Genomic DNA, 22,183 nt, shown 5'->3' on the forward strand with positions numbered 1-22,183 from the left:
GTTTATCCCCTAGTAAATTTTTTAACTTTAAAGTAACCCAGTCGTGGCGCGCTTGTCAAGCGAAGGTGCAAAAGTTGATTTCTCCATTTTCTGATGATATTATGGGAGCGATATGACTAGTCTGATTTGGGAGAGAGAGGTAATTTTTCTATGAAAAAAAGTCTATCGGCAATGATATCGTCACTGCTGTGTTTGAGTCTTTTATCAGCGGGGCCGGTAGCAGTCCATGCCGCCAGTACGGACGAAGACAACACGATTCGTACCGGGAAGGAAGCGACTCTCAAAGAGGTGTTAAAGGATTCCTTTATCGATTCGGGCACCCTAATGCCCATTAAGCGCCTGGATCTGGATAAGGTGTTGAAGTTATCGTTGGATCATTCGCTGAATTACAGACTATTAACATTAAAACTGACGGCTGTAAAATTAAATGAAGGAAGCCTTAAAGAACAGCAAAAAGAGCTCAATAATGCCAGCGGAGGGGCGGGAAGCTCCTATACATTACCGGAATCCATTGAGGAGATTCAGGAGAAATATGGCGAGATTCCGGAGGAGATGCTGCCATCCTTGTATCCGACGCTAGAAACTAATATGGTTGTGAATCAGTTATTGAATGGTGTTGGCAATATTGCCGATGCGATGAACAAACAATTGCAAGGGCAACGCGACCAGCTGATTCTTGCTTTAAAGCAGATTGAGATGGAGCAGGCCAATACAGTTCTTGATTTGGAGGAGGCTCGCATAGGAATTAAGCTGCAGGTGACTTCGCAGTATGCGGAACTGCTCTCGCTCGACAAACAACGGACTGTGGCCGAAGAGTACTTGGAGGTCCTGAAGGCCGACTTGAGAAAAGCCGAACTGCTGCAGGAGATGGGCATGACTTCGGCGGTCAAGGTTACTGAAGCGCAAAGGGAAATTCAAAAGCAGGAGCAGCAGCTGGATGGACTAAAAAACAAATATGAATTGGCGTTAGTCCAGTTCAGCTTTGACCTTGGCATCGTCTATGATCCCAATATCGAGCTGGCAGATCTGCCGGAGTTCACCCCGCAGCCGATCAGCCAATTGAAGCGGGAGCGTATATTGGAAAAATCATTTGAAATGAAGCGGCAATGGAACTCCATCATCTTGGCAAAACATCAAGAGAGTCATACCCGTACTACCAATGAGGACCAGGAAGATCTGCTGGAACTGAATGTGCGTATTGCAGAACAGCAGGCTGAGAAAACGCGGATCGAGCTTAACAAAAAAATTGATGAACTGTATAGTAATGCAGATTTAGCTTATAAGGCTTACGAAAATGCAGTAAACGATTATAATAACGCAAAGCAAGATAGTATACACATGACAAAGCGATTCGACAATGGATTAATCTCTCGTCATGATTATGACAAGTCAGCATTCATGTTGACGCAGCAGGAACTGGCGAAGGAGCTGGCTCGAATTCAGCTTTACGTAGTAGAGCGTTCCGTAGAGGCGCTTGAAGAAGGCTTCATTATGTAAGGACCCGTGTGGCAGGGGCACTTGACAGACCCGGCCATGAAAAACGTTCTTCCATTTTAAGAGATGGCAGGGCGTTTTTTTATGTTTATCAGTTAGCCCGCTAGACGTGGCAACCGCTATAATTGGCTATCCGCTAACCGTTGTTGTTAACCGCTCCGCAGGCATGCTGTTGTAATAACTAAGTTAGTGACTATCTAAAAATACATGTTTTGGTATACAAACTACTGTACGCCGCCGATTCGAAAATGATTCGCAATTAGCTGGATTTATTGGAGGATAGCTCGCAAAAATAGCTGGATTTTCTATATGTAAAGTTTGAACATTATCGCAGAGTATGTGATTGGCTGGAATTCTTGTAGTTAATATGAGTTGGATAAGGAAGCCAGTCCAAAAAACAATGCAGCAGATACACGAAACCCAGCTATTTTATCTAAGTCATGGTATAAGGCTAAAACAGATACGGGCAATCCATCTAAATCTAATTATTGCGATTATGGAAGTGAGCCAGACTGGTTCGATCCACGTTGTTCATAAGGCCCAGTAAGTTATAAGGGTTAGTAAGTTGTGGTCAATAAGTCATAGGAGTCAGTGAATCATCGGACTAAGTGAATCACAAGAATAGGTTAAGGGGCAGGTCAGCAAGTCATAGGAGTCGGGTTATAATAGTAGGTTACACGTGCGCAAGCTGATATCTTAAATCAGGTAAACATAAAGTCAATTTATTAAGTCCCAAGCGTTTCTATTGAGTTGATACTGATGTACGCGCAATCCTGCGCCGGAGTAAATAGGGCGAAGCCATCCTTTTTGAGTTAGTGAACGTAAAATCCGAATGGCCGTACGATGATCGATACAAAGATGATCTGCTACTTGCTTGGGGCGGATGGGCTGGATAGAACTTAGGCAAAGGCGAATAACTGCTGCTTCTTCCAAAGCGCTTGGTTTAAGAGGCTGTTGTTGTGTCAGGTAACGGTTGAAAAGCAACTGCAGCAAGTTGCGGCATATTTCGGGCCTGTTGGCAACGTCATCGTATGCTAGTGATATAACTCGGTAGCCCAGTGATTGCAAGTAAAGCTCGCGATTCAATTCATTACTGTATTTGGTCCGGTCCATCTCGGTAACATGCGCACCATAGCCTTTAATTTCAAGTATGAATCTTAAATGCCCTGGTAAGAAGGCGAAATCACCGAAGTAGGAGCGCCCGCGCCAATCTGGGACCTCGTACTCGGGATGAAGATGATCGAGGTTTCTATACAGGGGCCACCAGACATTTTTCAGAAAGAGTGTCTCTCCATGTCCGTGGCCTCTCTCAAGACGAGCTCTACGTTCTCCTTTACGGCGCAAAATATGATTGTTAATAAACTGCCTGTGGGCTTTTTCGAATTCCATGTTTACCTGCCTCCCGATCAAATTTGATGGATATTAGAACATACACTAAAGCATACAAAAACGTCCTGCCCACTTTTTAAGGGACAGGACGTTCTTCGTCATGTATATCACCATTATACGAATATGTATCGCATTTAGCTAGCGGTACAGATGTGGAATATATTATTTCCTGCAGGGGATGGGAGGCTTGTTAAAAAGGGGAGTGGATGGCATAGGGGCATAGCGGCATAGGGCGTACGGTACGGTATAACGGTACAACAGCATAACGGCATAATGGTATAATGGCATGATGGTATACGGTATGGTAACGGTAATTTAAATGGAATTCTTGCAATTAATTTAACTTAATTTCATGATAGGCTGAATTTAGCTGGATTTGGAGTATTTAAAACGGCTTACAAATGTAAAGGTTGCTGTTGTGATTGATTTAAGCACCGTGAATCCAATTAAATTCTCTTCATCGAGTATTTTCTTTAGAATAGATACAGTAAATCCAATTGTTATCATCTATAATAAGTTCCGCATCGCTTATTTCCGTTCATTCAGCAGCATGTGATGTTACAATTCCTCCCTATCACTCCAATCCGACTCATTCCAATCACTTCAACCTATTGCATTTCATAATTCTATTATAATTTATCCGTTCCTTTCATCCTACCCTGCTTCATTCTATGCCTACTCAATTCTGCCATTGTCATAGCCTCAAGCTACCACTGACATCAACTTGTCGCCCCTTCCCGCAAACCGATTGAACTAACCCATCGAACCAACCCATCGAACCAACCCCTCAACACCTACCCATCAATCCCCACCTACGTAGAACGACTCGCCCCATCACGGCACATTCCATTCCTCCTAATCGTCCCTGATTTCGTTCCATTTTATCAATCTTGTTACTTTTGCGTAACTTTTCCGTCTAAAAGTAGTCTATTATTTATGTACTAGATTCCCAGAATGGAAGAATAGGGATCGATTTTTGGCATAACGCATACAGATGGGAGAGTAATAAATTACAATGGTAGTTCGCAAAGACACGAAGTTGGTTCGGTTTGCTGTCAGAAACGGGAAGAAGCTTATTCTTGTTACGCTGGCCGGTATGATATGGATTCAGCCTGTGTGGAATGTTGGGACAGAGTGGTTTGGGCCTGCCTCAACGGCTCATGCGGCTTCAGAGCAGGCGGTGAAATTAAGTGAAGAATACATTACGTCTGGCGCCAAGCTATTAAAATATCAATATACGACTACGAGATCCGGCAAATCGGTGAAGGTGCTTGCCGATGTCATTCAAGTCGATTTGACAAATCCTTACGTCCATCTGGATGTCATGACAGGGAAGGGGGGGCAGGTAACGACCAGGCAGTCCGTTCAGGGAATGGCCAGAGAGACTGGCGCGGTAGCAGGCGTTAACGGTGATTTCTTCTCGACTACAGGGCAGGGCGTTGCGCTTGGCGGCGCGGTATCCCAGGGAACGGTCGTAACGAGCCCGTCGCAGCTGACGGGGATGTATGCCTTTGCCCTGCGGAATGACCGGACCCCGATTATCGACCGGTTTGAGTTCCAGGGAAGTGTGATGACTGACAGCGGTCTAACCTTTCCGCTATCCGGCATCAATCAGGAAGCGTACATCACAGAACCAGACAAGACCTACAGCCATGCTAATAAAATGTATATATATACAAGCGCCTGGAAGTCCGAAGATCGCCCTAAAGACAGTTCTACAACACCTACAGAGGTGCTCGTCCAAGGCGGCGTAGTACAGCAGATATCGATTAAAGCGCCTATACCAGGCACAGTGCCTTCGGATGGCTACATATTGCGGGCTCACGGCACGGCAGCCGATTTCGTGGCCGCCAACCTGTACGTGGGGCAGCAACTAGATACAAACTACCGGCTTCGTTCACTTAGCAGCGGTCAAGAGCTGAATCCGGCTGACCTGAAAATGATGATCGGGGGGCATACGCTGCTTGTAGACCAGGGAAAGCCATCCTCTTTCACGCGCTCCGTGACCAGCATTAGCGGCAGCAGCGCGGTTGCCCGCACAGCGATCGGCTATTCCCAGGATGGCAAATACGCCTATTTGATCGCTGCGGAGAAGAACAATAGCAGCTCCGGCATGACCCTGGCCGAACTGCAGAAGTTCATGGCTGCAATCGGTATATGGAAGGGACTCAACCTGGATGGCGGAGGCTCAACGACGATGGTCGATCGTCCACTAGCCGAGAATGAAGCGACCTTGACTTTCACAACGTCCAATGGAGACGGATCGCAGCGTGCGGTGGCCAACGGGCTGGGCATATATACAACAGCGCCCCAAGGAACGCTGAAGGGGCTTAAGGTCAGCGGAGCCTCCTCGCTTCTGATTGGACAGACGGCAGAATATTCACTGAAAGGGTATGACACTTACTATAACCCGGTGGACGCTTCGGGGATTCAGGCAACCTGGAAGGCGGATAACGGTAATATAAGCTGGACGGGAGCGGGCTTTAAGGGTGTGAAGCCCGGGACATCGCAAATTACAGCGGTTAGCGGTGATGCGAAGGCAAGCATGAAAGTGACTGTCCTAGGCGGCAGCGATTTGGATAGTCTCGCTTCAACGACAACCTATGCGCCGCTTGCGGCAGGTACTAGCGTGTCCGTACCAATGCAGGCCAAGCTGAAGGACGGGCGAAGCATAGAGGTGCCGGCTGAATCCTTGACCTGGGAGTTTAAAGGAATGAAGGCTGCGGTATCCGGCGGCGTACTGACGGTGCAATCCGTAAATGCAGGAGCTAAAGTGGCTTATGCTACGGCAAAATATGATGGATTCAGTTCGACGCCAATCGTTCTATCAACCGCGGAGGAGCAAATTTGGGAGAACTTTGAGAACACGGATTACCCGATTTCTTTTAAAGGACTTCCTTCCGAAGCTGCCGGAACGGCTATGGTTGTACAAGGAACGGGAGAACGCGAGAACTCCAAAATCCTTAAGCTTGACTATGACTTAACGAACGGGACAGGCAATAAATTTGCCTATGCGGAATTCAATGGAACTGCAGGAAGAGGCATTCCTGACGGCTCGACGGCAATGTCGGTAGATGTGCTGGGTGATTCCAGCCTGAATTGGCTGCGGGCAGAGTTTGCAAATCCCGATGGCAAGGCGGTGTACGTGGATTTGGCCAAACCGCTTAATTTCTCGGGCTGGAAGACACTGACGGTTGATCTGAGTGCAGCAGGCCTGAAGCCTTCGGCCAAGCTGAAACGGCTATACCTTGTTAACCTGGAGGAAGGACAGGACGAGCGTGCTTTAACCGGAAGCGTGTCTTTTGATAATATTAAATTTACTTCGCCTGTTATGGATGGAGATACCGGCCTCCCCAGCGCAAAAGTAGTTATGACTGTAGGCCAGAAATCTCTGACCGTTAACGGCAAGAAACAAGGCATCGACGTCGCTCCGCTGCTGCAAAACGATACGACATATGTACCGATTAGATATGTGCTCGATCATTTTGGCGGACAGTCGGAATGGAACGCTACGTCCAAGAAAGTTACCGTGCTGTCGGGCAGTAATGTCATGGAACTGACCGTAGGCAAGAAGGAATTTACAATGAACGGTACAAGAAAGCAATCGACGGTTTCACCGATTATTGTAGATGGAAGGACTTTGGTCCCATTGAGATTGGTGTCGGAAGCACTTGGTATCGATGTAAAATGGGAAAAGAAAACCAAATCCATTACCCTTGAATCATGATATGATTAAATATGGCATATATGGACACAAGGAAATGGAGAAGGTGTAATTGGACTTTCAAGCCGATGCTATAGATCGCGTCATTAAGAACGCTATAAGCGTTATGGAGAACAGCAAACTGCAAATGCTGGAAATATTAGATTCGGCACGAAATGAGCTGAAAACGCTGAATAACGAGCTTCAGCAGGTCATGAAGGAAACGGCGGAGACCGTGGAAAAAGTTGACCAGCTTGAGGTAAATTACCGGCGTTCCCGCATCCGGCTGACGGAAGTCAGCCGGGATTTCGTGCGCTATAAAGAAGAGGATATCAAGCAGGCTTACGAGAAGGCGACACAGCTGCAGCTCGACCTGCTTATTTACCGTGAAAAAGAAATGTATCTGAAGGCCCGGCGGGATGAATTGCAAAAGAGGGCTCGCAACGTGGATAAATCCGTCGAGCGGGCTGAGACCATCGGCACGCAGATGGGAGTTGTGTTAGAATACTTGTCAGGGGAGCTGGGACAAGTTACTCGGATTCTGGAATCTGCCAAAAACCGCCAGATCATCGGCTTGAAAATAATACTGGCCCAGGAAGAAGAGCGCAAGAGAATCTCCCGCGAGATACATGACGGTCCCGCGCAACTGCTCGCAAATCTAGTGCTTAGGACGGAAATTGTAGAAAGAATGCTAGCTAGGCAGGAATTTAAGATGGTCCAGGACGAAATAATAGATTTAAAGGGACAAGTGCGCTCCAGCTTGGAAGAAATGCGAAAAGTCATCTTTAATCTTAGACCGATGGCGCTGGATGATTTGGGGCTCATTCCGACATTGCGCAAATATGTGCATGACTATGAAGAGAAGACAAAAATCCGAACGACCTTTGAAACAAGGGGCAAGGAATACCGTCTTAGCTCGGCCATGGAGGCAGCAGTATTCAGATTAGTCCAGGAAGCGCTCACCAATGCGGCAAAACATGCCTTTCCAACGTATGTCATCGTAGAAATTACGTATCAAGCCCAGATGGTTAAAATTATGGTTCAAGATAACGGACTGGGGTTCAAGGTGGATCAGCTGGAGCTTAAGAACAAAGAGCACACCCATTTTGGATTAATTGGCATGCGGGAAAGGGTGGAATTGCTGGAAGGAAGAATGGAAATAGAATCAACGGCGAATTTGGGTACCAAAATCGTCATCCATATCCCGACAAACGCAGAGAAGAGGAAGGAGTTACAGGATGGATAATCTTATTTCTAACACTAGACAAACAATCAAAGTTCTCTTGGCTGATGATCATCAACTTTTTCGCGAGGGGCTTAAACGGATTTTAAACATGGAGGAAGATATCGAAGTTGTTGGCGAATGCGGCGACGGGTCCCAAGTTCTAGAAGCATGCCAGCAGTTATTTCCCGAAATCGTTTTGATGGACATTAATATGCCGCAATTGAACGGAGTGGACGCGACGGCAGAGCTTCGCGATGCCCTTCCTGAGGTGAAAGTAATTATTCTATCTATACATGATGACGAAAGTTATGTGTTTGAGACGCTTCGCAAAGGAGCTACTGGTTATTTGCTGAAGGATATGGAGGCGGAGTCGCTTGTTAACGCGATTCGTACCGTAGCTGAAGGCAATGCCTTTATTCACCCAAAGGTGACGGGCAAACTGATTCAGCAGCTGCGCCGGATGGAGTATTTAAGTGAGACCGGGGCAATTGCAGAAGATAGTGCCATCCGCGAAGCCGGGGTGAAATTTGTAGCCGGTGACGACAACCCGCTCACAAGACGTGAAGCAGAGGTTCTCCGTTTGATGGCGGAAGGCCGCAGCAATAAAATGATCGGCGAGCACCTGTTTATCAGTGAGAAGACGGTCAAGAACCATGTCAGCAGCATTTTGCAAAAGATGGATGTAGACGATCGGACGCAAGCCGTAATAAACGCGATCAAATTCGGTTGGGTAACTTTATAAAAGGAAGGATCTTGCTTATTCGTCGTAAAAGACATCAGCAAGGGTCTTTCGCGCTTATCAGTTTCCAATATTTACTTTAAATTGAAAAGTGAGGTCGCATCTGTTCTTTTTTGGACAAGGATACAATGCAGCAGTTAAGCCTGTACATACAGCTAGGCAGCATGATTCGAATGCGACGATGGATCTTAAGCATACGTCTTATCAGGGATATGTAATGAAAGCCCAGTAACCGACCTGCTTCCGGCGGCATATATTGTCGCATAGGGAGGTTGAGTCGCATGATTCCTTACATGGTCTGGATATTGTTTAGTTATGGCGTTGCCGGGGCGCTTGTGCATTTTTTTCACAGCAGGTATTTAAAGTATGAAACGAGCTCTCGAAAGCAGGTTCACTATATTCTAGTAGCTCATAATCATGAGAACCAGATGGAGTGGTATTTGCGGGCGCTTATGTGGTATAGCTGCTTGAGAGCACAGTCGCTCCGGGTTACGATACTGGACGATGGTTCACAGGATGATACGCTGGCGATCATTGAGCGAATGAAGTATGCCAATGAAATGAACCTGACCGTAGTTGGCGAGGCCGAAATCCAGGATGAACATGACATCATCCGGAGCCATACTCCTAACGATGGGGAGCAATTGAAATTCATCGATCTCCGGGTGCCGCACGAAGCGGCGAAAATACCATATGTTCAGGCATAGCTGCAGTCAATTGAATATGCTGGTGAAACGTAAGATGTGAAGCACACTCTTGGGCATGGCCGAGGGGTGTGCTTTTTTGCGTTTGGATTGGAACGGATAGGATAAGGTGCTGTTATAAGGTGTGTCCGACGCTAAAGTGGAAGGTTTTTGCAGCATTCGATACGGCGAATGAAGGTAGGGACTGGTTTGATTGATGAACTAATTGATGGTAACTGATGAACCAATTGCTGAACCGACTGTTGAACAAACTGATGAACAAACTAATAGCCGACCGACTGGTGAAATAACTGGATTTGTTACATTTAATAACTCCGTTCTTTAGCAAAATGAGTAATTAGCTGGATTTCCTGTATTTAAAAAGCGGTTGAAAGGGAGGTGAGTCCCAAAAACAATAATTTTGATGCATGAAATACAGTTAGTTCACCTAAGTTCTCGTATAAAAACGAACTAGATACATGAAATACATTTAATTCCGTTAGTAGTTGTACTAGAGCAACCCAGGTCATTTTGCTTAAGCGCCAAAGTATCGTGCAGCCTCTTCTTCAAAAGGTTCTTTTTCTGTTTTAGAAATAGCAGAATGTATTAAAGGCTAGTGATAGGCTGGGCTGGCCCGGGAAGGGCTTGCCGCAGCGCGGATTTTTTAAAAATCTTGGGACAAGGGTTGGTTTCACGGGTAGGACTGATCTCTTTCGTAAATGCTTCTATCCGTGGTTGTGTATTTTAATAGACGCAAGGTTGTCTTGAAATGAAGATTTGATGCTTACATAGCGAAAGGAGGGATCGGTTGAAAGTCTGTTTGTACGCAGTTAGATGCCCATCAGAATGGGAGGTGAAAGTCAGCCTGGATTTTGACATTGATCTGGCGTGGTGGACGCAGGATGGGCGGGTGAATGTGAGTTGGAGAGGCGTGGGGCGGAGCGGGATTGGTCAACAATACACAAGGTTGAAAGGCGGCTGGGAAAACGGCACGGAGTTAGCTGGACGGGCGCCTGGGGCCGGGGAGGCGAAGTTTATCCTGCTTCTGGCTGCTGAGCTGCCCTTGGGCTTGGCTGTAGGCCTGCGGGATGGATTTATGCACCATGCTCGTATGGATGAGTGGGGCGCGCGGGAGTGGAATGAATATTTGCAAGAAGAACTGGCCCGGCGATTTAAGGGTGAATTGGCGCGTGACAAGTTTTTTCTAGAAAGCTTAGGGCCAGCGCGGCTTATATGGACGAGGGAGAAGGGAATGACGCGAGAAGGACGAGCTATACAGAGGGAAATGGGAGAGAGAATAAGTCCGTGGGGAGAGCCGCAAGCGGAACAGGTAGGGAGGCCAACGGCCGAACAGGGTGCGCATTTCGATAGAGGTGGATTGGATAGATGCGGTTTGAAGTTGCGGGTGATCGCAGGGAGCGCGTCGCGGTTAGTAGACGCACTGGCGGGGCGGTCGCTGCTGGCCGCGGAGCTGCAGCAGCTCCTGGCGGAGCGCCTGCCGGAGCTGGCGCCGGCGTGGCGCTCCGCCGCCCAGTACGCGCACCTGCAGGGGCGCGTACAGCTCACCGCGGGCGTGGCCCCGGCCGCCGCCCGCCACAGCCGTGCCCCGCTGCGCGGCCGGGCACGGCCTCCCCGCTGCCGCCGCTGCGGCAGCGAAGCCTTTCGCTGCACGCCCTGCGGGTCGTGCGGCCTGAGCAGCTGCGCCTACTGCGAGGCCTGCCTCGCGCTGGGGCGCAGCCGCTCTTGTGCGCTGCTGCTTCGCGGCAGCGCCTGCGCCGTGCCGTCACCACCAAGCCCAATGGGCGGCGGTGACGGCACGGCAGGGCCCCCCACCGGGTCCTTGCTGGACCGGTGGGGGCTTAGCCCCGCGCAGCGCGCAGCTGCGGGGGAGGCGCTGCGCTTCCTGGCGGAGCCGCAGGAAGCGGGCGGGCGCGGCGGCATGCGGGTGCCGCTGCCGCGCAACGCTGCGCCGCATGGCGGCGGCCTTCCGGCCGGCAAGGCCGCGGCGCATGCGCGAATTCCGCGCTTTCTGCTCTGGGCCGTAACTGGAGCGGGAAAGACGGAAATGATTTTCCCCCTGATTCAATATGCGCTTGATCGCGGTGGGACGGTGCTGGTAGCTACTCCGAGGCGGGACGTTGTTCTGGAGCTGGCTCCCCGGATCGCAAAAGCCTTTCCCGATGAACCGGCGGCAGTTCTCTACGGAGGCAGCGTCCAGCGCTGGGAGCGGGCGCGGCTCTATCTGGCCACGACCCATCAGCTGCTAAGGTTCCAAGAGGCGTTCGATCTTGTCATTATTGACGAGCTGGATGCCTTTCCCTATCATAACGATCCCATGCTGGCTTTTGCGGCAGAGGCTTCCTGCAAACCCGGTGGGCGCTTCATCTATTTGTCGGCCACGCCCCCTTTATCTTTACAGCGCGAGATCCGCCAAGGGAGGCTGGCGCACGCAAAGGTTCCGGCAAGATTCCACGGTTATCCGCTGCCTGTGCCGCGGCGCGTCGCTATGAGCAGCGTAGCGGAGGCTGTACGGCGTCAGCGGCTGCCGGGCTCGCTGCTGCAGCCCTTAAACGAGTCGATTCTGCGAGGGGCGCAAATTTTTATGTTCGTATCGCGCATCCGGCATATTGATCCCTTTGTTGCTATGCTGCGGCGCAGGTTTTCTGCTCTTTCAATAGAGGGGACTTCCTCCCAGGATGAGCAGCGCTCCGATAAAGTGCTCAACTTCCGCTCGGGCGAAATTCGCATCCTCGTAACGACAACCATTCTGGAGCGGGGCGTGACCGTGCCGAAAAGCGATGTATATATTTTGGATGCCGACAGCGAGCTGTTTGACGAAGCCTCCCTCGTGCAAATGGCCGGTCGAGCCGGCCGTTCCAAAGATGACCCTGCGGGTATTGTCGTTTTTGCCTCCCCGGAGTGGACCAGGTCTCAGCATGGAGCCGTGAAGCAAATCAAAGCGATGAACAAAATCGCGCTTAAAAAAGGTTTCCTGCGGCAAGCTGATTCGAAGGCCGGCCAGCCAAGGTAGGGCTATCGAAATGAAACTTAGTTTGGACAGTCAGTAAAATTGGAGCCAAAGTAATGCGATGTTAAGGAAAGGAGGATGATTATGAGTATGAGTATGAAACTTGCTGGGAGTATAGCCGAGGACTCCTCTTGCTTATATTCAGAGCATCTTGGGCGATTGTTCTCAGGCATGCTGAAACCAATCCATCGATTGCTGAGCCAGGCAGGCAGCCTCTGTTTGGCTTGCGGCAGCAGGATATCCGCACAGATTCCCGGTTATCCCGAATTATGCCTGTCCTGCTATTCGAGCATCCCTTGGATTATGCAGCCCCGCTGCCTGGTTTGCGGGCGCCATGTCGGGTGTCCTGATTGCAGCCGGACGGGAGGAACGCCGCGTTGTTTTGTCATAAACCGCAGCAGTGTGGCGTATAACGCTTCGATGCGTCAATGGCTGGCTCAGTATAAATACCGCGGACATGAGGCCTATGGTGATGTTCTCGCGCGCATGATGGGACGAGCTGTAGAGCGAATGAAAAATGAGCTGGGATTTCAGAAATCTTTATTTGATGCGGTTACGTTTGTGCCTTTGAGTGAAGCAAGATGGGTGGAACGCGGTTTCAATCAGGCAGAACAGTTGGCTAGGGGAGCAGCTTTGACGAGGGGGCGTAACGGAAGCAGTCTGCCTTTGTTAAACTTGTTGACGCGTACCCGGCATACCGACAAGCAAAGCTTTAAGAGCAGACAGGAAAGGCTTGAAAATATGCAGGGTGTTTTTCAAGCTTTACCTGATGCCTCTGAACGGCTGGCGGCTGTAGCGGCGCGCTCTGACGGGGCTTTTTCTGAGCATGGCGAAACCATTCGTTTGCTGCTCGTGGATGATGTCTATACGACGGGGAGCACGATCAATGCCTGCGCTGCCGTACTGCAAAACATTTGCTCAGAGCTGGGGGGAAGCGGCGAAATTTACAGTTTGACCTGGGCAAGATCTTAAATATAGCAAAATTCAGTATTTTTGTAGGAAATTATGGACGAACACCCCTGAAATAAGGTAATCTATTTTAAACAGCTTTACGATTGGACAAGTAGGGGGAATGGTTATGAATTTGGGAAATTGTCCGCGCTGCGGCAAACTGTTCGCCAATAATTTTAGGGACATCTGTCCATCCTGCATCAAAGATATCGAGAAAGAGTATGAGAAATGTCTTGAATATTTGCGTCAAGAGAAACTGGCTACGATCCAGGAGGTTCATGAGGCGACAGGCGTCTCCGTCAAACAGATTACAAAGTTCATTAAAGAGGGACGAATCACTGTAGCCAATAACCCGAATATGATGTACCCTTGTGAGGTCTGCGGTGTGCTTATTCGTGAGAATAATATGTGTGATTCCTGCCGTACCCGTCTAACGCGTGATTTGACTGCCGCTGTCAGGGAAGAGGGCGGGGCTAGACAAGCTCATGATGATCGTAACCACAGCGGGGCTTATGGCGCAGTCGACAAATTCCGTAATCAATAATGCCAAAATAACCTATATTATTATTGAAATTCCTAAACTTCGCTATTAACAATGTTTAAACCTACGCCGATAAACTTAGTAAAGATTATCGGTTTTTTTTATTTGAAACGAGGTGAATGAATTTGAAAATCAATGAGACAGGTCGAATTAACGGGGTCAATCCGTATCAACGCAACGTTGAGAATCGGGATACTTCAGTAGATAAGAAGAAGCAAAGGGACCAGCTATCGATTTCTTCGGAGGCCAGAATCATGCTTGAAGAGCACAATCAAGTTCAAGACCCTAAGCGGATGGAGCGAATTGCTGAGTTAAAGAAGGCAGTATCCACGGGGACGTATCATGTTGAAGCCAACAAGCTAGCGGAGAAACTGGCGCCGTACTTCAAATCATTTGTTGATCCGGGGGATTCCAAGTGAGCGTACAGAACGTAATCGATGTTTTGCATCAGACGGATGAAATGTATCGGAAGATCATTGAACTTGGCAAGGAAAAGCAGCAGGCCATTATGGATAACGATATTGCTCTTTTGACAAAGCTGATGAACCAAGAGGCTCGTCTGCTCAAACAAACCGAGGAGCTTGACGAGCTGCGCGAACAAGCCGCACTGCAGTTTTTGCAGGAAAAGGGGATTCGTTCTCAGCTTAAATTAACGATTACCGAAATGACTCGTCTCGTATTCGATGTTACGGAGAAGCAGCAGCTGCTGGCCGCTCAGGCCCAGCTGTCGGATACGCTAAGAGAGCTGAAGCGCTTGAACGGGATAAACAAGGAACTGGTCGAACAGTCCTTAACATTCATAGATTACAGTCTCAATTTGTTTGTGAGCGAGCCGGAGGATGACATGATGTACCGCGATCCTTCGAAGCAGCATGCTGCGCAGAAGCCACGCAGTTTTTTTGATACGAGAGCCTAAAAGGATAGGAGTGAAATAACGAAATGAGATCTACTTTTCATACACTTGAAGTTGGTAAGCGAGGAGTCGTTGCCCAGCAAACAGCCTTGGCCACAACGGGACATAATATCACGAATGCTAACGCGCCGGGTTATTCTCGTCAAGTAGCCAAGATGGCAGCGGCAAGACCGATTGAATTTCCAGGGATGACCCGTTCGACGAACCCGAACCAGCTCGGGATGGGCGTCGAAGTTACTAGCATTAAACGGATTCGTGATTTCCTGCTGGATATCGAATATCGGAATCAAAACTCTGATTTGTCGACCTGGATTGTGAAGCAAGAGACGTTATCCAACGTTGAGGGTATTTTTAACGAACCTTCAGAGAATAGCATTGCCACGAGTATTTCGGAATTCTGGAATGCTTGGCAGCAGCTTAGCAAAAATCCGAGCAGCACCGACCTGTCTGCCAGAACGGTAGTTCAGCAGAAGGCGATCGCTCTTACAGAAACATTTAATCATATTGCCTCTCAGCTCAACACACTGCAAAACAACCTGACTCAGCGGATTGATGTCAAGGTGGCTGAAGTGAACAATACAGTGCAGCAAATTTCGGATTTAACGATTATGATTAACCGGGTGGAAGGGCTTGGCGATAACGCTAATGACTTGCGCGACCAAAGGGACTTGCTGATCGACCAGCTCTCTACGCTGGGGAACTTGCAAGTGATAGAGACCGATGACAACTACCAGGTCATTTTTGGCGATGTCATGGTCGTGGACGGTATTCAGCCGCCTACGGAGTTTGCTTTGGCTAACGTTAACGCTCTTACAAGAGGGGAAATTGCCGGTTATGTGGAATCCCGCGACGTTCATGTCCAGAACTATATTACTCAGATGAACGTGATGGCGAATACGCTTGCTACGGGAAAAATTGAAGTGACCTTGCCTGCGGGATCGATTTTGCCTCCGGGAGTTACCATTCCTGGTGCGGTGATGGATCCAACGAATCCAAGAAAGCTTGCTCAGGACACTAAGCATACTGTGGACGGCTTGAATGGATTGCACAAGCTGGGTTATACCCTTCAGGAGCCGGCGACGGCGGGCAAAGACTTTTTCGTTGCCGTAGGAGGGGGCGTAATTACAGCAGCCAATATCCGCATTAATCCTGAAATTGCCGATAACCTGGCTAATATTGCGGCTGCTATGCGAACGGAGCAGGTCACCCAGAATGGGGTTACTACAGAGAAAGTTCTGCAGGGGAATGGCGATCTGGCATTAATGATCGCTTCACTAGCTGAGGGCAAGTTTGATTATCGCGGCCAGAATGGCGCGATTACGAATGAAGGGACCTTCGCCGGCTACTTGCAATCGGTCATTGCCCAGCTAGGGACAGACTCAGATGATGCCTACCGGATGGTACAGAATGGCACCTTGTTGTCCGATCATGCGGATCGACTGCGTCAAGCGGTAAGCAGTGTCTCGCTGGATGAAGAAATGTCAGATATGATCAGGTTCCAGCATGCTTATAGCGCTTCTGCCCGCGTCATGACGACGATTGATGAAATGCTCGATAAATTGATTAACGGCACCGGGATTGTCGGTAGATAGGAGATGAGTACATGCGTATCACTCAGTCTATGATGAGTAGATCGATGATGAGCAATCTGCAAAATAACTTCAAACGACTGGACAAGCACCAGGAACAGCTGATGACGAACCGGCGGCTTAATCGTCCGTCCGATGACCCCGCTGGCGTTGCAAGTGCGCTGCAATACCGTGGCGAGATTAGCTCCACTACTCAATTTGAGGAAAATGTGGAAGATGCGAATTCGTGGATGCAATTTACCGACAGCGTCTTGATGGAGACAACGAATATCATTCAGCGGCTGGCCGAACTAGCTGTACAAGGAGGAACGGACACTGTTCCAGAGGACGCCAGAAACAATATTAAGCAAGAAGTAGATCAACTTTATGAACAGCTTGTTTCATTAGGCAACTCGCAATTTAAGGGGAAATACATTTTTAACGGGGAAAGGGTAAATGAAGCTCCTTATCCGAGTGACCCGGCAAATATGGCTTATAGTTTGGACGAAGGCGTGGTTCAATATCAAATCGGAGCAGGTATCTATGTACCGGTAAATATGCTAGGTGATAAAGTGTTTGGAGCCTACGGTGATAATACAGGATTATTTAAAGTGCTGGATGATTTTAAAAATGCTCTAAATGACACTAGTCCAGCGGGAACTGCTGCAATTCAAAATGCTATTCCAGCCCTGCAGGAGAATTTAGAAAGAGTGATTACTGCGCAGGCAGAGATTGGCGGCAAGCAAAATCGGCTGGAGTTCTCAATGAGCCGGTTGAATGATTTGAATCTGAATTATATATCCCTGCAGTCTTTAACAGAAGATGCGGATATGCCAGCAGTTATAACTGAGCTTAAGACTGCAGAAAGTATCTATCAAGCTTCGCTTGATACTATGGCACGCATTATTCGCCCAAGTTTGTTGGATTTCCTGCGATAGGAGGGGTTTGAATGCAAGTTCCTCGCATACAAATTCAACAGGGTTTTAGTAGGCTGGCCTTAGAAACAACGAAAGGTCAATGGAGTATTGAGCAGCCGAGGCCATCGTTAAATTTGCATCAAGAGCCGGGTAAATTAGAAATGGAGCGATCCAGGCCTACACTCGAAATTGATGCAAGGAAGGCCTGGTCCGCTTTAGGCAAAGCGAAGTTTGACGAATTTACTGATCGTGTATCTCAAAGTTCGTTAGAATCTTCCATGCAAAATGTCGCAGAGATTGCCCAAGCAGGCGACCGGATGATGGCTTTTCATCAACCCGGAAATGCATTTGCCGAAATCGCGAGACAAAATGCATTGAAAGATCGGCCGATTCAATTTATGGGGCCGCCGGACTACGATAACGTGGACGTTACATTTACTCCCGGATCTTTAAATATGAACTATTTGCCTGGCGGAGTAAGTGCAGATCCCGTTATTCGCAAGCCTGTAGTGGACTATTATCCTGGCAAAGTTAATCCGTATCTAATACAGAAAAATTTTATATTTATGACGGCAACGAACCGGCATTTGGATGAGGTTGTCTGATTAATCCAGTAAAATAGCTATAATGAAGGAATTTCATATAGCTATTTTTTTGAATTGAAGGAGGTATTCCTGTGATTGTACAAACAGCAAGATTTGGAAACATTGAAGTTTATCCTGATACTACATGGGATTTTTCCGTTCCGATTTTAGGGTTTGAAGAGTATAGAAGCTTTGTGGGCATTACACAAGAGGATAGCCCTTTTGAATTTATTCAGTCCCTGGAGGAGGGAAATTTAACTTTTGTATTAACCGACCCATTTGTGTTCTATCCGGAATATGAATTTACGCTGGAACAGCGTTGGCGCGATATTCTGCAAATTGAAAAGGAAGATGAGGTCATCGTTCGATCTGTAGTTACTGTAAGATCTCCTTCCGATATTACCTTAAACTTAAAGGCGCCGATCATTATGAATCCTAAATCGAGAAAAGCTGCTCAAATTATACTTGAACAGTCTGTGTATGAAACCCGACATCCGCTGAACAAAATTGAAGATCAGGAGGGACGCCATGCTGATACTGTCGAGAAATAAGGGACAGAAGATCATCATAAATAACAACATTGTCATCTCTGTGGTTGAAGTTAGCGGAGATCAGGTGAGGATCGGGATCGAAGCACCGGCTGATGTGAGCATTTACAGAGAAGAAATTTACGATGCTATCCAAGAACAGAATAAAGAAGCAGTCTTGCAATCTGATAATGTTCAAGAACTTCTTCGTAGTGTGGATCCCCGCAAGAAAAATTAAAAAAAATTATAAAAATATTGCGTTTACTATAAACAATAGCTAAAGTCGGCCGATATATATATCATGGGACAATCGTCATGGCATTGACGGCCGCAAACCATGACTGTCCACATACGGGTGAAGCATGGATGCTAATCACCAAAACATTCCAAGGAGGAAACTTATTATGCGTATTAACCACAATATCAGTTCTTACAACACTCAACGTCAATTGACGTTCAACAACACTCAACAAGGTAAATCCCTTGAGAAATTGTCTTCCGGCTACCGTATCAACCGTGCTGCTGATGATGCTGCTGGTCTGGCAATTTCCGAGAAAATGCGTAACCAAATCCGCGGCTTGGAGCAAGCATCCAAAAACGCATTGGACGGCATTTCCTTGATTCAAACTGCTGAGGGTGCATTGAATGAAACTCACGCTATGCTGCAACGTATGGCTGAGCTTTATGTACAAGGCGCGAACGAAGTGTTGACAACTACGGATGCTGCTAAAATTGACTCCGAAATTGCGCAATTGACAGCTCAAATCAATGACATTGCAACTCAAACTCAATTTAACACGAAGTCCCTGTTGAGTGCAGACGCAACTGTTGTTTTCCAAGTTGGAGCGAACGGTGGAGAAATAATCAACCTTAACTTGAAGGCTGCACTTGCGACTTCCTTGGATATCGCTGGTCTAACTGATTTGGGTACTACTGCTGCAGGTGCAATGAACACTACTGCTGCTGCAAACTTGGCTTCCGTCCAAGCAGCTATCAATACAGTTTCCCAAATTCGTTCTGATCTTGGTGCTGTTCAAAACCGTTTGGAACATACTATCAACAACCTGGGAACAACCTCTGAGAACCTTCAAGCTGCTGAATCTCGTATTCGTGACGTTGACATGGCGAAAGAAATGTCCGAATTCACGAAGAACAACATTCTTCAACAAGCTGCAACTGCTATGTTGGCTCAAGCTAACCAACAGCCACAAGGCGTTCTTCAATTGCTTCGTTAATTTCAACATTAAGCCGGCCGGGAAACCGGCCGGTTTTTTACTATAGCTTATTTTGTGAATAGGAGGAAATGTAGTGAGAGTTGATCCGAACTCTTCGTCTGCGTTCCTAATCTCTGGGTTGAAAGATATTACCTCCTCCACATACTTAAGTCAGTCAGAAACGGAGCAGAGCCAGAATAAGAGGAACTATACAGTCCCAGAACTTGCTGACAAGTTGAATAAAAGGCTAGTTGAAGCTGGAACTCACATTCAGGTGAAGCTGCATGAGAAGACAAATACGATTATGATACTTGTAGTAGCAGATGATACAGAGGAAATCGTTCGGGAAATACCAAAGGAAAAAATGCTTGATATGATGTATAACATGTGTGTTCAAGTTGGTGTATTTTTAGATGAAAAAATGTAGGGAGGAGGGCCAGAATGGCAGGGATAAATGGGCCTATAAGATTGACAGGTTTTAGCGGAATGCTAGACACCGATTCTCTAATTAAAGACCTGATGAGAGCAGAGCGAATGCCGCTTGATAATCTGTTGAGAAAAAAACAGATTACCCTATGGCAGCGTGAAGATTATCGTTCAATGAACACTGCTCTGTTGTCCTTCAGAACAGCAGTTAACGGTTTGCGTTTCGAGTCGAATTTTGAAACAGTAAAAGCAACATCTTCTAATGCTGGAGTTCTTGACATCTCAGCAGGAGGGGCGAATCCGAGCACAAGTACGGTATCAGTATCTAAATTGGCATCTTCTGCAACAATCGTAGGCAACAAAGTTACTCAGTCTGCTTCTGATCCTGTAACGACAGGTGGTGTGGTTACAATTACAGGAGCTAGCGGTTCTGCGGATATAACGATTACGGCTGGGACCTCTACGCTAGATTCGATTGTTAAAGATATTAACAATAACTCCAGTCAAACGGGTGTAAAAGCTAACTTTGATCGTGCAGCTGGTGTGTTGTATCTAAGTTCCACAACAACCGGTGCTTCTTCTAAAATAGAAATTACACCACAGGGCGGTTCTAACGCTCTTGCCCAAGTTTTTAATTTAGATTCGACCGAACTAAGCAAGACTGGTGAAGATGCACAGTTTACAGTCAATGGTAGTAATTTGATTACATCCAGTACAAATACGGTTACGATTAACGGGGTGCAGGTGACGCTGCGTGGAAGCGGCGAAGCAACAATTAGTGCGGTTACGGATCGTACTGGGATAACGGATAAAATCAAGAACTTTGTTGAAAAGTACAATGAGATTGTGGATTTGTTCTCAACTGCTGCTACTACGAAAAAAAATCGGGATTATAAACCTCTAACTTCCGAAGAAAAAAACAGCTTATCTGAGAGTGAAATTGAAGCTTGGGAGAAAAAAGCACGAGCTGGGACATTATATAATGACAGCTTGCTCACTGGTACTTTATCATCCCTGCGATCAGCACTAAATCTTCCTCTTGAAGGATCTGGTGATCAGCTGAAATTATTATCGCAGATCGGCATTACTGTGAAATCGGACTATAGAGAGAACGGTAAACTGGAAATTGATGAAGCAAAGCTCCAAGAGGCGATTAACACTCGCTTTGATGATGTCAAGCGGCTATTCACTCAAAGTTCCGATACCCCAGCGGACACGCCGGAGAACATGAAAAAAAGAAGGCAGGAACTTGGGTTTGCTGATCGTATTTATGAAGAGATCACAGCACAGCTTAGCAAGTTTACCAAGAAGATTGGTTCGGGTTCAATTGAGTCAATTGATGATAGTGTCCTTGGAAAGCAGCTAAAGGATATAAGGGATAAGGAATCTGACCTCGAGCGCAAGTTGAGAGAAATCGAAAATCGTTATTACAAGAGATTTACTGCAATGGAACAGGCTTTGCAAAAGATGAACTCCCAAAGTTCATGGCTTGCCTCACAATTAGGCGGATAATTTAGAAATTCCAAGCTCAGCTAATAGAACGACTATGGAGAGATTAAACATGCACAATGCACAGCAAATGCAATACTTGAAAGTTCAGGTTGAAACGGCTAGCCCGGGAGAATTGACTTTATTGTTGTATCAAGAGATTGTAAAGTCGATATTGAAAGCAAAACAACTTTACAACCAAGGTCAATATGAAGACATGAATATAGTATTGCATAAAGTCAGGAGCATTTTTAACGAATTGATCATCACATTAGACTTGAAATATGAAATTTCCCAAAATCTTAAGGACTTATACCTTTTTTACAACAACCATTTAGCTCAATTTATGATTAATAAGAATGTAGAGCTGCTAGATGATACTTTGGAATTTGCAAGGGATATGGTTGATACATGGAAGCAGGCTCTAAATATAGTGAAGACAGGGAGACTCGGCATAAATGAATAATTTATCTGCTGCAGATTACCTTATCAAACTATATGAAGAAATATTAAGAGAACCTACATTCGAAATGTATGAGGAGAAGTCTTTAGAGATAGAACAGTTCTTCTATAAACTTCAGCAAGAAACTAATTTAGATCGAGGGAAATTATTTAAAGTTAAGGAATTGCATGATCAGCTCATTAGTGTGATTTTATTAGAGAAGGAGAGCTTGGGAAAGCAGATAACTGACTTTGGCAAGAGAAAATACGTTTCTAATCAATACGGAAAAGTATCCAATCATGATAAAATGGATGCTTTTTTCGTAGATTATAAAAATTAATTAAGGAGGTT

At 46.9% G+C, this 22,183-nt stretch carries 21 protein-coding genes; 20 read left to right on the forward strand and 1 reads right to left on the reverse strand.

Annotated elements, in window-relative coordinates; genetic code table 11:
* Positions 1-150 precede the first annotated feature (150 nt).
* On the forward strand, positions 151-1,497 hold the full coding sequence (locus tag GNP95_RS19455; protein ID WP_155612513.1) for a TolC family protein: 1,347 nt from the start codon (positions 151-153) through the stop codon (positions 1,495-1,497).
* Positions 1,498-2,211: 714 nt separating this feature from the next.
* Here GNP95_RS19455 and GNP95_RS19460 read toward each other — a convergent pair.
* Positions 2,212-2,883 carry a hypothetical protein gene (locus GNP95_RS19460; protein ID WP_196427252.1) on the reverse strand — a complete coding sequence of 224 codons (672 nt, stop codon included), beginning with the start codon at positions 2,881-2,883 and terminating at the stop codon, positions 2,212-2,214.
* Positions 2,884-3,898: 1,015 nt separating this feature from the next.
* Between GNP95_RS19460 and GNP95_RS19465 the strand changes: the two genes are divergently transcribed.
* The 19 genes from GNP95_RS19465 (at position 3,899) to GNP95_RS19555 (ending at position 22,172) form a co-directional block, all read left to right on the forward strand.
* Positions 3,899-6,610 carry a stalk domain-containing protein gene (locus GNP95_RS19465; protein ID WP_155612514.1) on the forward strand — a complete coding sequence of 904 codons (2,712 nt, stop codon included), beginning with the start codon at positions 3,899-3,901 and terminating at the stop codon, positions 6,608-6,610.
* Positions 6,611-6,659: 49 nt separating this feature from the next.
* Positions 6,660-7,832 carry a sensor histidine kinase gene (locus tag GNP95_RS19470; RefSeq protein WP_155612515.1) on the forward strand — a complete coding sequence of 391 codons (1,173 nt, stop codon included), beginning with the start codon at positions 6,660-6,662 and terminating at the stop codon, positions 7,830-7,832.
* Positions 7,825-8,553 (forward strand): response regulator, encoded by a 729-nt coding sequence (locus tag GNP95_RS19475; RefSeq protein WP_155612516.1) that lies wholly within the window; start codon positions 7,825-7,827, stop codon positions 8,551-8,553. The genes GNP95_RS19470 and GNP95_RS19475 overlap by 8 nt, the downstream gene beginning before the upstream one ends.
* Positions 8,554-8,831: 278 nt before the next feature.
* Positions 8,832-9,257, forward strand: a complete 426-nt coding sequence (locus GNP95_RS19480; protein WP_155612517.1) for a hypothetical protein — start codon at positions 8,832-8,834, stop codon at positions 9,255-9,257.
* Between the two features lie 796 nt (positions 9,258-10,053).
* Complete coding sequence (locus GNP95_RS19485; RefSeq protein WP_330163525.1) at positions 10,054-12,264, forward strand: DEAD/DEAH box helicase; 2,211 nt, start codon at positions 10,054-10,056, stop codon at positions 12,262-12,264.
* 87 nt (positions 12,265-12,351) lie between these two features.
* The gene (locus GNP95_RS19490) at positions 12,352-13,233 is read left to right on the forward strand and encodes a ComF family protein (protein WP_230873918.1); all 882 of its coding nucleotides are present in this window, start codon (positions 12,352-12,354) and stop codon (positions 13,231-13,233) included.
* A 106-nt stretch (positions 13,234-13,339) separates the two neighbouring features.
* Positions 13,340-13,756, forward strand: coding sequence for a TIGR03826 family flagellar region protein (locus GNP95_RS19495; RefSeq protein WP_155612518.1), 417 nt, complete (start codon positions 13,340-13,342; stop codon positions 13,754-13,756).
* Between the two features lie 116 nt (positions 13,757-13,872).
* A complete protein-coding gene (gene flgM, locus GNP95_RS19500) occupies positions 13,873-14,172 on the forward strand; it encodes a flagellar biosynthesis anti-sigma factor FlgM (protein ID WP_413773766.1) in 300 nt (99 codons plus the stop codon).
* Positions 14,169-14,669, forward strand: a complete 501-nt coding sequence (locus tag GNP95_RS19505; RefSeq protein ID WP_213593640.1) for a flagellar protein FlgN — start codon at positions 14,169-14,171, stop codon at positions 14,667-14,669. Before flgM ends, GNP95_RS19505 begins: the two co-directional genes overlap by 4 nt.
* 23 nt (positions 14,670-14,692) lie before the next feature.
* Positions 14,693-16,258 carry a flagellar hook-associated protein FlgK gene (gene flgK, locus GNP95_RS19510; RefSeq protein ID WP_155612520.1) on the forward strand — a complete coding sequence of 522 codons (1,566 nt, stop codon included), beginning with the start codon at positions 14,693-14,695 and terminating at the stop codon, positions 16,256-16,258.
* Positions 16,259-16,269: 11 nt separating this feature from the next.
* Positions 16,270-17,172, forward strand: coding sequence for a flagellar hook-associated protein FlgL (gene flgL / locus GNP95_RS19515; protein WP_155612521.1), 903 nt, complete (start codon positions 16,270-16,272; stop codon positions 17,170-17,172).
* An 11-nt stretch (positions 17,173-17,183) separates the two neighbouring features.
* On the forward strand, positions 17,184-17,756 hold the full coding sequence (locus GNP95_RS19520; RefSeq protein WP_155612522.1) for a DUF6470 family protein: 573 nt from the start codon (positions 17,184-17,186) through the stop codon (positions 17,754-17,756).
* A 71-nt stretch (positions 17,757-17,827) separates the two neighbouring features.
* On the forward strand, positions 17,828-18,286 hold the full coding sequence (fliW, locus tag GNP95_RS19525; RefSeq protein ID WP_155612523.1) for a flagellar assembly protein FliW: 459 nt from the start codon (positions 17,828-17,830) through the stop codon (positions 18,284-18,286).
* Positions 18,264-18,500 (forward strand): carbon storage regulator CsrA, encoded by a 237-nt coding sequence (gene csrA, locus GNP95_RS19530; protein ID WP_155612524.1) that lies wholly within the window; start codon positions 18,264-18,266, stop codon positions 18,498-18,500. The genes fliW and csrA overlap by 23 nt, the downstream gene beginning before the upstream one ends.
* A gap of 166 nt (positions 18,501-18,666) precedes the next feature.
* Positions 18,667-19,497, forward strand: a complete 831-nt coding sequence (locus tag GNP95_RS19535; protein ID WP_155612525.1) for a flagellin N-terminal helical domain-containing protein — start codon at positions 18,667-18,669, stop codon at positions 19,495-19,497.
* A 73-nt stretch (positions 19,498-19,570) separates the two neighbouring features.
* A complete protein-coding gene (locus GNP95_RS19540) occupies positions 19,571-19,903 on the forward strand; it encodes a flagellar protein FlaG (RefSeq protein WP_155612526.1) in 333 nt (110 codons plus the stop codon).
* Between the two features lie 14 nt (positions 19,904-19,917).
* On the forward strand, positions 19,918-21,414 hold the full coding sequence (gene fliD / locus GNP95_RS19545) for a flagellar filament capping protein FliD (RefSeq protein ID WP_155612527.1): 1,497 nt from the start codon (positions 19,918-19,920) through the stop codon (positions 21,412-21,414).
* A 49-nt stretch (positions 21,415-21,463) separates the two neighbouring features.
* Positions 21,464-21,856 (forward strand): flagellar export chaperone FliS, encoded by a 393-nt coding sequence (gene fliS, locus GNP95_RS19550; protein WP_155612528.1) that lies wholly within the window; start codon positions 21,464-21,466, stop codon positions 21,854-21,856.
* Positions 21,849-22,172 (forward strand): hypothetical protein, encoded by a 324-nt coding sequence (locus tag GNP95_RS19555; RefSeq protein WP_155612529.1) that lies wholly within the window; start codon positions 21,849-21,851, stop codon positions 22,170-22,172. The genes fliS and GNP95_RS19555 overlap by 8 nt, the downstream gene beginning before the upstream one ends.
* Positions 22,173-22,183: the final 11 nt, after the last annotated feature.

The sequence above is a fragment of the Paenibacillus woosongensis genome, assembly GCF_009725165.1.
Classification (GTDB): Bacteria; Bacillota; Bacilli; order Paenibacillales; family Paenibacillaceae; genus Fontibacillus; species Fontibacillus woosongensis.